The sequence below is a fragment of the Marinobacter sp. genome (assembly GCF_965229985.1).
In the GTDB taxonomy this organism is placed as follows: domain Bacteria; phylum Pseudomonadota; class Gammaproteobacteria; order Pseudomonadales; family Oleiphilaceae; genus Marinobacter.
On record NZ_OZ245935.1, the window covers coordinates 2,463,326 to 2,475,306 of the forward strand.

At 59.7% G+C, this 11,981-nt stretch carries 15 protein-coding genes; 11 read left to right on the forward strand and 4 right to left on the reverse strand.

Annotated features, from left to right (window positions below; translation table 11 throughout):
• The first annotated feature begins 164 nt into the window (after positions 1-164).
• On the forward strand, positions 165-1,088 hold the full coding sequence (locus tag ACO06L_RS11330) for an alpha/beta hydrolase (RefSeq protein ID WP_104321835.1): 924 nt from the start codon (positions 165-167) through the stop codon (positions 1,086-1,088).
• An 85-nt stretch (positions 1,089-1,173) separates the two neighbouring features.
• Entirely contained in the window at positions 1,174-1,923 is a 750-nt protein-coding gene (locus ACO06L_RS11335) for an FFLEELY motif protein (protein WP_202348183.1), read from the forward strand.
• Positions 1,924-1,943: 20 nt separating this feature from the next.
• On the opposite strand, the gene ACO06L_RS11340 is transcribed toward ACO06L_RS11335, so the two are convergent.
• Positions 1,944-2,222 carry a polyhydroxyalkanoic acid system family protein gene (locus tag ACO06L_RS11340; protein WP_202348182.1) on the reverse strand — a complete coding sequence of 93 codons (279 nt, stop codon included), beginning with the start codon at positions 2,220-2,222 and terminating at the stop codon, positions 1,944-1,946.
• Positions 2,223-2,347: 125 nt separating this feature from the next.
• Here ACO06L_RS11340 and ubiE point away from each other — a divergent pair, with 125 nt between their 5' ends.
• The 9 genes from ubiE (at position 2,348) to ACO06L_RS11385 (ending at position 8,534) form a co-directional block, all read left to right on the forward strand.
• Positions 2,348-3,139 carry a bifunctional demethylmenaquinone methyltransferase/2-methoxy-6-polyprenyl-1,4-benzoquinol methylase UbiE gene (ubiE, locus tag ACO06L_RS11345; protein WP_202348181.1) on the forward strand — a complete coding sequence of 264 codons (792 nt, stop codon included), beginning with the start codon at positions 2,348-2,350 and terminating at the stop codon, positions 3,137-3,139.
• Positions 3,139-3,780 carry a ubiquinone biosynthesis accessory factor UbiJ gene (locus tag ACO06L_RS11350; RefSeq protein ID WP_202348180.1) on the forward strand — a complete coding sequence of 214 codons (642 nt, stop codon included), beginning with the start codon at positions 3,139-3,141 and terminating at the stop codon, positions 3,778-3,780. Before ubiE ends, ACO06L_RS11350 begins: the two co-directional genes overlap by 1 nt.
• Positions 3,777-5,420 carry a ubiquinone biosynthesis regulatory protein kinase UbiB gene (gene ubiB, locus ACO06L_RS11355; protein ID WP_202348179.1) on the forward strand — a complete coding sequence of 548 codons (1,644 nt, stop codon included), beginning with the start codon at positions 3,777-3,779 and terminating at the stop codon, positions 5,418-5,420. The genes ACO06L_RS11350 and ubiB overlap by 4 nt, the downstream gene beginning before the upstream one ends.
• Before the next feature lie 27 nt (positions 5,421-5,447).
• Entirely contained in the window at positions 5,448-5,864 is a 417-nt protein-coding gene (hisI, locus tag ACO06L_RS11360; protein WP_202348178.1) for a phosphoribosyl-AMP cyclohydrolase, read from the forward strand.
• Positions 5,865-5,893: 29 nt separating this feature from the next.
• Complete coding sequence (locus ACO06L_RS11365; RefSeq protein ID WP_104321840.1) at positions 5,894-6,223, forward strand: phosphoribosyl-ATP diphosphatase; 330 nt, start codon at positions 5,894-5,896, stop codon at positions 6,221-6,223.
• Between the two features lie 88 nt (positions 6,224-6,311).
• The gene (gene tatA / locus ACO06L_RS11370; RefSeq protein ID WP_064229908.1) at positions 6,312-6,551 is read left to right on the forward strand and encodes a Sec-independent protein translocase subunit TatA; all 240 of its coding nucleotides are present in this window, start codon (positions 6,312-6,314) and stop codon (positions 6,549-6,551) included.
• Between the two features lie 11 nt (positions 6,552-6,562).
• Complete coding sequence (tatB, locus tag ACO06L_RS11375) at positions 6,563-7,036, forward strand: Sec-independent protein translocase protein TatB (protein WP_064229907.1); 474 nt, start codon at positions 6,563-6,565, stop codon at positions 7,034-7,036.
• Positions 7,033-7,818, forward strand: coding sequence for a twin-arginine translocase subunit TatC (gene tatC / locus ACO06L_RS11380; protein WP_008170984.1), 786 nt, complete (start codon positions 7,033-7,035; stop codon positions 7,816-7,818). The genes tatB and tatC overlap by 4 nt, the downstream gene beginning before the upstream one ends.
• Positions 7,815-8,534: a 16S rRNA (uracil(1498)-N(3))-methyltransferase gene (locus tag ACO06L_RS11385; RefSeq protein ID WP_202348177.1), complete on the forward strand. Its 720-nt coding sequence runs from the start codon at positions 7,815-7,817 to the stop codon at positions 8,532-8,534. Before tatC ends, ACO06L_RS11385 begins: the two co-directional genes overlap by 4 nt.
• Positions 8,535-8,547: 13 nt before the next feature.
• On the opposite strand, the gene ACO06L_RS11390 is transcribed toward ACO06L_RS11385, so the two are convergent.
• Genes ACO06L_RS11390 through ubiH form a run of 3 tightly spaced genes read right to left on the reverse strand, consistent with a single transcriptional unit; the run spans position 8,548 to position 11,981 of the window.
• Positions 8,548-9,462, reverse strand: a complete 915-nt coding sequence (locus ACO06L_RS11390; protein WP_202348176.1) for a DUF808 domain-containing protein — start codon at positions 9,460-9,462, stop codon at positions 8,548-8,550.
• A gap of 19 nt (positions 9,463-9,481) precedes the next feature.
• The gene (locus ACO06L_RS11395) at positions 9,482-10,705 is read right to left on the reverse strand and encodes a UbiH/UbiF/VisC/COQ6 family ubiquinone biosynthesis hydroxylase (protein ID WP_202348175.1); all 1,224 of its coding nucleotides are present in this window, start codon (positions 10,703-10,705) and stop codon (positions 9,482-9,484) included.
• Entirely contained in the window at positions 10,698-11,981 is a 1,284-nt protein-coding gene (gene ubiH / locus ACO06L_RS11400; RefSeq protein WP_202348174.1) for a 2-octaprenyl-6-methoxyphenyl hydroxylase, read from the reverse strand. Before ubiH ends, ACO06L_RS11395 begins: the two co-directional genes overlap by 8 nt.

The window sequence follows — 11,981 nt, forward strand, 5'->3', positions numbered from 1 at the left end:
CAATGGTTATTAAACGCTGCCGATCCGTGATTGATTGGCCCTGAGGAATCAAAAAATCTGTACTCAGAGCCAGTAACATAGCGAGGTGATCGGGGTACAAAAGGCTTACCAGCACACCCTAATTCCAATAAAAGGCCATTGCCGTGCTGGAAGGGAGAGCAGTTATGAAAGCGAGCCATGTTCGCAAGCTGATAAAACCGATTGAGAGCGCCTACTCGGAAATGTTCTCCGGGCGGGTGTATCGCGTTGGCAAGGGCGCTGTGTCCGTTCGCAACCACAGCGGCAAGGCCGAGCAGACTGTTGTCGGCGTGCACGGCTTTCTGGAGAACCACTGCTACTTCACCCAGGCTTATGAAGCGCCCACCACCGAATTGATCCTGCTCACCTGCAGCAATTACCACATCCCGGTGAACGGCGTGACCCCGGAGACCCCGGATTGGGAAGTGCCGATCAAGCACCTGGAAGGCACCATCGAATACGACGCCTGCATTCTCAACCAGGCGCTTTCCAGCCTGCCCACCACTGACAACATTCGGGTTCATGGTCATTCCCGTGGCGGGGCGGTGATCCTTGAGGCCATCAAGCAATGGCCAGAGCTGTATGACGACGTGGAAGTGGTACTGGAAGCACCCGTGCTCCCCAACGGCAGGCTTTCTGCGCTGGTGACCACCATTCTGGAACCTGTAAGCCACGGTATGTGGCCCTGGCTGATACGCCTGATCAACAGCGCTCCGTCGTCCGCCTACGGCCAGACCTTCTTTGGCAAGATGAACCCGCGCAAGAAGCAACTGCTGAGCAAACTGTTTTCCGCCACCAAGGATCACCTGACCATTGTTCGTAACATCGAGAACATCATGGACTGGATGGCACGGACAGACACCAGCGTATACAGCCATGTACGCCACGGCACTTTCCTGATTCCTGCGGTAGACCGTATTCTCGATCGCTCATCCATGTTGGCCAGTGCCCGCCAGAGCCCGACCACCATGCGAATCGTCGAAACCGAGGCACCGAGCCACTTCATCACCCTGGACAGCAAGGAATGGGTGCCGGGGTTCGAAACGCTGCCCACTGCCGCACAGGGCTGATAACTCCCGGCAGTGCCTTACTGCAAGACCACCTCAGCTCCGCTAAACTACGCTCTTTTCTTCAGGTTTAGTGGAGCCATCGTCCATGTACCGTGAGCGCCTTGTCGCTACCGAAGCCCGCACCGAAAGCGCTCGCCAGCTGCAGCAACTGCTGTTGGACTACCATGATTTCCGGCATTTGAAAGCAGAACACCCACTGCTGGAAAGCGCAATCCACGTTGCCGACTGGCAGGCCGAACGGCTTAAGGCGACTCATGAAGACCTTTACCAGCACCCCGGTTACCATCACGGCCTCGAATTTTTGCTGACCGATCTGTATGCGCCGGCCGGAATGACCCGGCGGGATGACAATATTGATCGGGTCTTCCCCAAGATGGTGAAGTGGCTGCCGGACAACCTGCTGGACACCTTCGCCGGTCTGGTGGAGCTGAACCTGATCACCCAGCAGCTGGATCTCGAGCTGGCCGAGCTGTTCCACCAGCAGGGCGTGCCCGCCGACGCAATAACCACTGAGGACTACTGTGCCGCCTTTCGGGAAAGCCGACAGCTGGATCAGAGGGAGAAGCAGATCACCCTGGTGGCTGACGTGGGCCAGCAGCTTGATCGCTATGTCCGCAACCGCACCCTTGGATGGCTTTTGTCGATGACCCGGGGCCCGGCGGAAATGGCCGATCTGAGCGACCTGCACAGCTTTCTGCACCGGGGGTACTCGGCCTTCCGGAAGATGGACGATGTGGAGCTACTGATCGACCGGCTGGTTTCCCGGGAACAGCGGGTGATGCGCAATATACTCGACGGTCGTCCGGACCCGTTCAGCCTGCCGGACAACCTCTGAGTCGACGACAACCCGGCTGATCAGGCCTTGATGATCTGGTCCAACTGGGAGTGGATTTCCTGCTCGATCCGGGACTTGAAGGGCCGCAACATCATGCCCAGCTCCAGATGAATGTGCAGATCCGTCGGGGTAATGTTCAGGTGCCCCTTGACGCCGCTACGCTTGAATTTCAGGTGATCGCCTTCCCACTGGTAATGCACGTCGAACTGGCTGGACAGGTCTTTGGCCAGGGATTCGGCAGCCTCTCTCGCGTGTTCTTTATCCAGGGTATGCGGGCGGTGTACATCAATGACGGACATGAAAACGTTTTCTCTCGGATTTGGACGAATTTACAGTTTAGGGCGCTATTTAACTCACCGCCACCCTTGTAGCAACCCCGTCAGCGGTTAGAATACGGGGTTCAGATTCTGACAGGACATCTCCCATGAGCGAGCAGCAAACGCCAGCCAACCAGGCCGCAAACAATAACGGCCAGGATGACGTCACCCACTTTGGCTTTCGCAATGTGCCAAAAAGCCAGAAGGCTAGCCAGGTGGCCGAAGTATTCCACAGCGTGGCGGGTAAATACGACCTCATGAACGACCTGATGTCCATGGGGATCCACCGGCTCTGGAAGCGCTTCACCATCGAGCTTTCCGGGGTGCGTCCCGGCCATCAGGTACTGGATATTGCCGGCGGCACCGGCGACCTCACCATGAAGTTTTCAGACCTGGTGGGTCCGTCCGGCAAGGTGGTGCTGGCCGACATCAATGCCTCCATGCTGCAGGTGGGCCGCAGCCGGCTGACAGACCGCGGCTATGCCGGCAACATCGAATACGTGCAGGCGGACGCCGAGCACCTGCCGTTCCCGGACAACAACTTCAATGCGGTTTCCATCGCCTTCGGCCTGCGCAATGTCACCGATAAAGATCAGGCCCTGCGCGACATGGCCCGGGTTCTCAAGCCCGGTGGCAAACTGATGATCCTGGAATTCTCCAAGCCGACCAATCCTTTGCTGAGCAAGGCCTACGACACCTACTCGTTTTCCGCTCTGCCATTGATGGGCCAGCTTATCGCCGGCGACAGCGAAAGCTACAAGTACCTGGCCGAATCCATCCGGATGCATCCGGACCAGGACACTCTCAAGGGCATGATGGAGAATGCCGGCCTGGTGAACTGCAAGTACTACAACATGACCGGCGGCATTGTCGCCCTGCATGTGGGAATCAAGCCCTGATGTTTCCCGGCCCCACCCTGCTTTCCGCTGTCTCCGCGATCCTGGAAAGCGCCCTGAACCGGGCGCTGGAACTGGATCCGGCGGGGCATCATGCCTTGATGGAAGCACTGGCGGGGCCGGTGCAGTTCAATATCACAGATCCTTTCCCCCTGACCTACACCCTGGATCGCGCCGGAAACCGCGTTCGGGTTGGCAGCCAACCGGTCGACCAGCCTGCTCTTCAGGTTACCGGCAAACCCATCGCCTTTGCGGCGCTGGCCACCGGTGATGACCGGGTCTTTGCCGATGGTCGCGTCGACGTGACCGGAGACACGGCCCTGGCCCACCAGCTGCAGCGCGCACTGAACCAGCTTGAGCCGGATTGGGAAGCCGCCATGGCCCAGCATCTCGGGGATGTACCCGCACACTTTCTGGGTCAGCGCATTCGCGGCGCCATTCGGTGGAGCCGTCAGGCCTTTCAGTCCCTGAACGCCAATATCGAGGAGTATGTGCATGAAGAGAGTCGTGCCCTGCCAGGGCGACGGGAACTGGAAGCAACGTTCGAGGACATCGACGAACTGAACTTGCGCACCGAGAGACTGGAAGCCCGGCTGAACCTGGTTGAAAACCGCGGCAAGACTGACGAACCGGAGAACCTGTGACCCGCCTGCAACGCCTGTTTCGAATTGCCTGGGTATTCTGCCGCTATCGGCTGGACACGTTCCTGCCAATCGCAGAACTGCCTGCGCCCCTGAAGGTGTTTTTCCTGCTTGCGCCGTGGCACCTGTTCCCCAAACCCAAGCTGGACAGGGGTGATCGACTGCGGCTGGCCCTCGAGGAACTGGGCCCCGTGTTTGTAAAGTTCGGCCAGATACTCTCTACCCGACGGGATCTGTTGCCAGATGACATGGCCGAATCCCTGAAAAACCTTCAGGACCGTGTGCCGCCGTTTCCGAGCGATGAGGCCCGGGGCATTATCGAAACCTCGCTGGGCGCCCCGGTGTCGGACCTGTTTGCCGAATTCAGCCCGGACCCGCTGGCCTCCGCGTCGGTTGCCCAGGTGCATGCGGCCACGCTGCTCAACGGCCAGAAAGTGGTGGTGAAAGTACTGCGCCCCGGTATCGAGAGGGTCATCCGCCAGGACCTGGCCCTGATGTACCTGATGGCCGGTCTGCTGGAAAAATACTGGTCCGAGGGCAAGCGCCTGCACCCGGTGGAAGTGGTTGCCGACTACGATGCCACCATCCACGACGAACTGGACCTGCAGCGCGAGGCCGCCAACGCCAGCCAGCTGCGCCGGAATTTCGAGAACTCCTCGCTGATCTATATTCCGTTCATCGACTGGGACTACACCCGCAAATCAGTGCTGGTGATGGAGCGCATTCACGGCATCCCCATTGCGGATACCGCCGCCCTGAAGGCCGCTGGCGTCGACATGAAGGTACTGGCGGAAAAAGGTGTGGAAATCTTCTTTACCCAGGTGTTCCGGGACAGCTTCTTCCACGCCGACATGCACCCGGGCAACATCTTCGTGGATACGTCCAACCCGTCGGACCCGCGATATATCGCGATCGATTTCGGGATCGTCGGTACCCTGGCACCGGATGACCAGAGCTATCTCGCCCGAAATCTTCTAGCCTTTTTCCGCCGCGATTACCGGCAGGTTGCGCAGCTACATATCCAGTCCGGCTGGGTGCCACCCGACACGCCAGTGAACCAGTTTGAGGCCGCCATTCGTACTGTCTGCGAGCCCATTTTCGAGAAGCCGTTAAAGGACATCTCTTTCGGCCACTTCCTGCTACGCCTGTTCCAGACAGCGAGGCGATTCAACATGGAAGTGCAGCCTCAGCTCGTCCTGCTGCAGAAAACCCTGCTGAACGTGGAAGGCCTGGGCCGCCAGCTTTATCCGGATCTGGATTTGTGGAGTACCGCGCAACCCTACCTAGAAACCTGGATGCGCAAGCGGATTGGCCCATCGGGGCTGATCAAGTCCCTGCAATCCCATCTGCCCTCCTGGCTGGAACAGTCGCCGGAAATGCCCCAGCTGGTGCACGATGCCCTTCTCCAACTGCGGCAGGCCGGGCCCACCGAGCCCCAGAACCGGGCTACACTGGAGTTGCTCCGCGAGCAGCAGGTCCGAACTGAGCGGCGCTGGCGACGGGCGACACTGGCGGTACTTCTGATTGCCGGAGGTATTCTGGGCACCCAGCCTGAAGGCCGGCAGTGGCTTGAAAACGTGCCGACCTGGAGTTGGGCGCTATTTGCCATCGCCGGCGGAATCATGCTCCGGGGCAGCCGATAACCTATAAAGATTTCAGGATTCACAAAAATGCAAAACAGCTCGGATAACGTCGAGACCCCTGACTGGCTGGATGCCATTCGTTGGACAGAGGACGGCCTGGTGCCGGCCATCGCCCAGGACGCCGAAACCGGCGACATTCTGATGATGGCCTGGATGAACCGTGAGTCGCTCAGGCTGACCGCCGAAGAAGGCCAGGCCGTGTATTGGTCCCGTTCCAGAGGCAAGCTCTGGCGCAAGGGGGAAACCTCGGGGCACCAACAGGTTATTCGGGACATTCGACTGGACTGCGACGAGGACGTCATCCTGCTGAAAGTGGAACAGAAAGGCGGCATCGCCTGCCATACTGGCAGACGCAGCTGCTTCTACCGGACACTGAAAGACGGTCAGTGGGTCAGTGTTGACCCGGTGATCAAGGACCCCGGCACTATCTACGGCAGCAACTGAGCTACGGCAGCAACTGAGGAGCACGGACAGTGAGTGATGTACTGGAAAACCTGGCACGGGTTCTGGAAGCCCGGAAGGAAGCAGACCCGGAAACCTCTTACGTAGCCAGTCTCCACGCCAAGGGTCTGAACAAGATTCTGGAAAAAGTCGGGGAAGAGTGCACGGAAACCCTGCTGGCCGCCAAGGACGCGGAACACTCCGGTGAAACCCGGGACGTGGTTTACGAAACCGCCGACCTGTGGTTCCACAGCATGGTGATGCTGTCGAGACTGGGCCTTGGCCCGAAAGACATCCTGGACGAGCTGGCCAGCCGGTTCGACCTGTCAGGCCTTGAAGAAAAAGCGTCGCGGGACAAGTGAGCGGTAGTACCTCCAAAGGGGTTTCCGCGTAACCGTTCTGGTAACGTACAATGTCATTGAACAGAAACATTAAAACGAGGACCCCGTAATGGGTATCAGCATCTGGCAATTACTTATCGTACTCGGCATTGTCATTCTGTTGTTCGGAACCAAGAAACTCCGCAACATCGGCAGCGACCTCGGTGGCGCCATTCGCGGCTTCAAGAAGTCCATGAGCGATGAGGACTCCAAGACCGAGAACCAGGACTCCCTGGAAGGCAAGGAAGAGGAGCAGCCGCAAAAACAGGCTGCGGCCGAAGACAAGCCCCGGGACAAGTCCCACAGCTGAGACCAGGCTGAATGTTCGATATCGGCTTTCTTGAGCTGCTGATCTGCGGCGTCATCGCGCTGTTGGTACTCGGCCCCGAGCGTCTGCCCACGGCTGCCCGTGCTGCGGGCCGCTGGGTGGGCGGTGCCCGACGCATGGTCAGCCAGTTCACCTCGGAACTGGACCGGCAGCTCAAAGCCGATGAGCTCCGTGAGGAGCTTCGCAAGGCGGGGGATGTTGGCCTGGACGATGTTCAGAAAACCGTGCGCGGCGCCCTGGACGAGGCTAAAAAGTACGAGCACATGATCCTGCCCGAGAACGAGACCCAGAAGCCAAGACCAGCACCGGCGACACGACGTGTCTCTGGCCAGGCAAAGGCCTCCGAGGCTCCGCCACAGGATCAGGCTGATACCAGTGATGCCTCGCAGACGCCGGATACAGGCGCTGCCGGGAAGGAACAACCCAAAAGCGAAACCCCGCAAAGTCCGCCGGATAACCGTTCATGAATGCAAAACCCGACGGCAACCAGCTGCCTCCGGAACAGCAGGAAATGCCACTGATCGAGCACCTGCTCGAATTGCGCAATCGCCTTCTGAAAATGGTTCTTGCGGTGCTGGTCTGCTTCGCTGCCATTTATCCGTTTGCCAACGAGCTGTACCTGTGGCTGTCTGAACCTATCCGTTCCCTGTTGCCCGTTGGCCAGACCATGATCGCAACGGATGTTACTTCGCCCTTCTTCGCACCACTGAAGTTGGCCCTGGTGCTGGCCGTGTTCGCAGCCATCCCGATCATTCTCTACCAGCTCTGGAGTTTCATCGCCCCGGGACTGTACGCCCATGAAAAGCGGCTGGCCTTTCCACTGCTCTTTACCTCGGTAATCCTGTTCTATGCAGGTGCGGCATTCGCCTATTACGTGGTTTTCCCTCTGGTGTTCGGCTTCTTTACCGCGATAGGACCGGAAGGCATCGTCGAATTACCGGACATCACCAGCTACCTCAATTTCGTGCTCAAGATGTTCTTTGCCTTCGGTGTCGCATTTGAGATTCCGATTGCCACCGTATTGCTCATCCTTACCGGGGCCACCACACCGGCGGATCTGGCAGCCAAGCGCCCCTACGTGGTGGTGGGCTGCTTTATCATCGGCATGCTGCTAACGCCGCCTGACATCATTTCCCAGACCCTGCTGGCAGTACCCATGTGGATCCTGTTCGAGATCGGCATCCTGTTCGGGCGACTGGCGAAACGGGAAGTCGCAGACCCGGACAGCGATGAGCCCGCCGGCGAATGAATCTGGCGTTACTGTTTGACGAAGATTTCGTAGCGCCTGACCGGGCCGTCCTGCGTGGCCGGCGTCTGGCTCACCTGCAGTCTGTCATCAAGGTAACTGCCGGCGATACGGTGCCGGTGGGCCGGGCGGGTGGCCAAATGGGAGTCGGCGAGGTCGTCCGGCTTACCGATACCGAGGCGGAACTCAAGGTCACGCTGGACCAGTCTCCCCCTTCACCACTTCCGCTCACCCTGGTGCTGGCCATGCCCCGGCCGAAGATGTTCCGCCGTATCCTGCAAACCTGCGCTGCACTAGGTGTGAAAGACCTCTGGTTGATCAACAGCTACAAGGTGGAAAAAAGCTTCTGGCAGACGCCGTGGCTTTCCGATGAGCAGCTCCGGGAGAACCTCACGCTGGGACTGGAGCAGGCCAAAGACACCCTGATGCCACGGGTCCAGATCCGCAAGCTGTTCAAACCCTTTGTGGAAGACGAGTTGCCGGCACTATTGGCAAACAAGCAGGCCCTGGTAGCGCACCCCGGTACAAACACCCCCTGCCCGGTTCACCTGAACCAGCCGACGGTACTCTGCGTTGGCCCGGAGGGTGGCTTTACAGCTTACGAAGTGGGCAAACTTGAAGAAGCCGGTTGCCAGAGTGTGCACCTCGGTCCCCGCATTCTGCGGGTGGAAACCGCAGTACCGGTCCTGGTCAGCCGGCTGTTTGACGCCTGCCTCTAGAGCCCCGGTCTTCTCAGGCGCTCCTCGCCTGCCACCATCGCGTCAGTGGCGTAATAATGGCGACCAGTAACGCGCCAGCTGCCACACCGAACAGGCCATTGGCTATCGTTGGCACAAGCATCCCAACCACACCACTAAAACCTTCCGCAAAGTGATGAATGGCGTCGTAAACCGGAGTAAAGCCGTGGGTGAGAATGCCACCACCCACCAGAAACATCGCCAGAGTGCCAAGAATGGAGAGCGTTTTCATCAGATAGGGAGCCAGCCACAGAATGCCTGAGCCCAGTTTCTGGAGCACAGGATTGTCTTGCTGACTGAGGTAAAGGCCGCCATCGTCCAGTTTTACGATCCCCGCCACCAGGCCATAAACAACGACTGTGATCATGATAGCGACCACGGCCAGCACCATAAACTGCATGCCGATGGTCTGGGTCGTTACCGTTCCAAGGGTAATGGCGATAATCTCCGCAGAGAGGATGAAATCGGTGCGGATCGCACCCTTGATCTTGTCCTTCTCGATTGCCCGCAGATCGACTTCCGGATTCTTCAGGGCCTCATGCAGCTCCCCTTTGCGCTTCTGATCTTCCTCCCGATGCAAAAACTTGTGCACCAGTTTCTCGAACCCCTCGAAACACAGGAAGGCACCGCCGAGCATCAGCAACGGCGTGACCAGCCAGGGCATGAAAAAACTGATCGCAACAGCCGCCGGCACCAGAATGGCCTTGTTGATCATCGAACCACGGGCGACGGCCCAGACAACCGGTAACTCCCGCGCAGGTTTCACGCCAGTCACCTGCTGGGCGTTGAGTGCAAGATCGTCACCCAGAACACCCGCAGTTTTCTTGGTGGCGGTTTTGGTCATCAGGGCGACATCGTCCAGCACGGTGGCGATGTCATCGATCAGAACCAGAAGACTGCTTCCTGCCATTGTAAAATTCCTTTTCTGTTCAGCCGTTAAGACCCATGGCCTCGGCAGCAATGCGATTTTTGACCGGCCCCAGCTGGTTGAGCCAGCGCAGGCCGGTGTTGCGCAGCCAGCGAACCGGCAGCTCATCACGGCCAAACAACTGTTTGAAACCCTCCATGGCGGCCATCATGGTCAGATTTTCGCCTTTTCGGCGGCGCTGGTAGCGCGCCAGAACCAGTTCATTGGCTGGACTCAGGCCGGTTTTCCTTGCCCGCGAGAGCTCGTCCAGCAGTGCGCGCACATCGCCGTAGCCCAGATTGGCGCCCTGCCCTGCCAGAGGATGGATGGTATGAGCTGCATCGCCTACCAGGGCAAAACCGGGCGCAATGTAGTCTTTGGCGTGGCGCTGGCGAAGCGGAAAGGCGAACCGGTTGGAAACGGCTTCAACCGTGCCAAGCTCACGCTCGATGGCGCGCTCAAGTTCGGCGGCAAACTCACTGTCGCCCAGAGACATCAGGCGCCGGGCTTCCCCGGTATCCTGGGACCAGACAATGGAACAGAAATGCTTATTGCCAGACTCGGTCAACAAGGGCAGGAACGCCAGCGGACCGGTCGTTGAAAACCGTTGCCAGGCGGTAAAACGATGGCTCTGGGCGGTTCGCACCGTGCACACGATAGCCTGTTGATCGTAGTCCCACTCTCGGGTTGGCAGGCCTACCCACTGACGCAGACGGGAGTTAGCACCGTCACAGCCCACCACCAATCCGGCAGATAAGGCTCGGCCATCCTCCAGCTCAACCGTGTAACTTTCAGAAAATCGCTTGCAGCCAGTAATCCTCGCGCCCTCGATGAGCTCAACGGGGCTTTGTTCCAACGCCGTGAACAGCGCCCGCACGATGCTGCGGTTTTCGACAATCGTTCCGAGAGCCCGCGCCTGTAGTTCTGCGGCCTCGAACTGTATACGCCCCGTGCCGTCACCATCCCAGACTGTCATGGTCTGATAAGGACAGTGTCGGCCCGCGGTAACCTCGGACCAGACTCCGAGCTGCTCCAGCAACTGCTGGCTGGCGACCGAAATGGCACTGACCCGCGGCTCGAAATCTGCAACGGTGGTGGCAGGGTCCGGTGCCTGAAGCAGGGTTTCGTGATCAGCCCCCTCCACCAGTGCCACCTGCCAGCCCTGGCGCGAGAGCCCGAGAGCCAGGGCGGAGCCGATCATGCCACCGCCGGCCACAAGAATATCGAAGGTTTTCACTTCACTCATGACCTGGTGCCTCCCGGTTCAGGTTTCCGGGCCGGTCAATCACCGCCCGGCGACCACCCAGGCCCATGGCCTTGCGGGCAAACCAGCGTTTCGCACCCGGCAGCAGGTCAAGGCCCACCAGTCCGGCATCGCGGGCGGCAGTTACCGGCAGCATGGACTGCCCGAACAGGCGAACAAGAGAATCGGAGAAGCGCACCGTCTGCTGCCAATCCTGACGATGCAGGGCCTGGTAGCGCTTGAGCACCTCAAGATCGCCGATGGATCGGCCCTGCTCTTCCGCCAGCCGGAACTGCTCAACCAGTGTCATCAGCCCTCTCAGGGCCAGATTGAACCCCTGGCCTGCTACCGGATGCAGGGCATGGGCGGCATTGCCCACCAGCGCAACCCCGGGGCGCACCGGCTCGTCCACGGTGGTCAGGGTCAGCGGGTAATGATGACAGGCACCGATGCGGGTAAACCGGCCCAGACGCCAGCCAAACCGGTCCTGAAGCCAGCGACATTTCTCGTCGTCTGGCAGCTCCAGAACCTCCTCCAGGGCCTCATCGGATAACGTCCAGACCAGTGCCGACTGGTGCCCGGCACGCGCGGGAGAACCATGGGGCAGGAGCGCCATGGGACCGGCATCGGTGAATCGCTCAAAGGCGGTGAAGCCGTGGCTGTCACTGGTGGAGACATTGGCGATCAGGGCGTTCTGGCCATAGCTGTGACGATCGGCCCTGAAGCCAAGTTTCTCGCGCAATCCTGAGCGACCGCCATCTGCGACCACCAGACAGCGAGCCGTCAGCTCCGGGGCATCCTCGCCATCCTCCGACAGCCGGACCCGGACTCCGCCGGGGATAGGCGTCATGTCCGTTACTTCCGCCGGCGCCCGCCACTGGACGTTGGTGTCCAGAAGCTCACGCATGAGGCACAGACCCATCCAGCGATTGTCCGCTACGTAACCAAGCGCCTGCTGACCATGCTCGGCGGCATGCAGCCGGGTAGCGCCGAAATGCCCCCGATCAGAAACATGAATATGTTCAATGGGCGTGGCATGCTCGGCGAGCCGGTGCCAGAGCCCCAGCTCTTCGAAGATTAACCGGGAGCCCCAGGCCAGCGCGGTGGAGCGGGCGTCGTAGCTGGGCTGGTAGCTCTCCGGCAGGGCATCGGGTGAGAGCGGAAACGCCTCGACCACGGTCACCCGAAGCGACGGCACCATCCGCGCCAGCGCCAACGCCAGGGTTGCTCCGGCAAGGCCACCACCGGCAATGATCAGATCGGTATCAGGCTTGGTCAC

Excerpts from the sequence above, each read along its gene's own strand:
- tatA (WP_064229908.1), top strand. The coding sequence starts at position 6,312 with ATGGGTATCAGCATCTGGCAATTACTTATCGTACTCGGCATTGTCATT.
- ACO06L_RS11390 (WP_202348176.1), bottom strand. The coding sequence starts at position 9,462 with ATGGCAGGAAGCAGTCTTCTGGTTCTGATCGATGACATCGCCACCGTG.
- ACO06L_RS11335 (WP_202348183.1), top strand. The coding sequence starts at position 1,174 with ATGTACCGTGAGCGCCTTGTCGCTACCGAAGCCCGCACCGAAAGCGCT.
- ACO06L_RS11385 (WP_202348177.1), top strand. The coding sequence starts at position 7,815 with ATGAATCTGGCGTTACTGTTTGACGAAGATTTCGTAGCGCCTGACCGG.
- tatC (WP_008170984.1), top strand. The coding sequence starts at position 7,033 with ATGAATGCAAAACCCGACGGCAACCAGCTGCCTCCGGAACAGCAGGAA.
- ACO06L_RS11330 (WP_104321835.1), top strand. The coding sequence starts at position 165 with ATGAAAGCGAGCCATGTTCGCAAGCTGATAAAACCGATTGAGAGCGCC.
- ubiE (WP_202348181.1), top strand. The coding sequence starts at position 2,348 with ATGAGCGAGCAGCAAACGCCAGCCAACCAGGCCGCAAACAATAACGGC.
- ACO06L_RS11350 (WP_202348180.1), top strand. The coding sequence starts at position 3,139 with ATGTTTCCCGGCCCCACCCTGCTTTCCGCTGTCTCCGCGATCCTGGAA.
- tatB (WP_064229907.1), top strand. The coding sequence starts at position 6,563 with ATGTTCGATATCGGCTTTCTTGAGCTGCTGATCTGCGGCGTCATCGCG.
- ACO06L_RS11340 (WP_202348182.1), bottom strand. The coding sequence starts at position 2,222 with ATGTCCGTCATTGATGTACACCGCCCGCATACCCTGGATAAAGAACAC.
- ACO06L_RS11395 (WP_202348175.1), bottom strand. The coding sequence starts at position 10,705 with ATGAGTGAAGTGAAAACCTTCGATATTCTTGTGGCCGGCGGTGGCATG.
- hisI (WP_202348178.1), top strand. The coding sequence starts at position 5,448 with ATGCAAAACAGCTCGGATAACGTCGAGACCCCTGACTGGCTGGATGCC.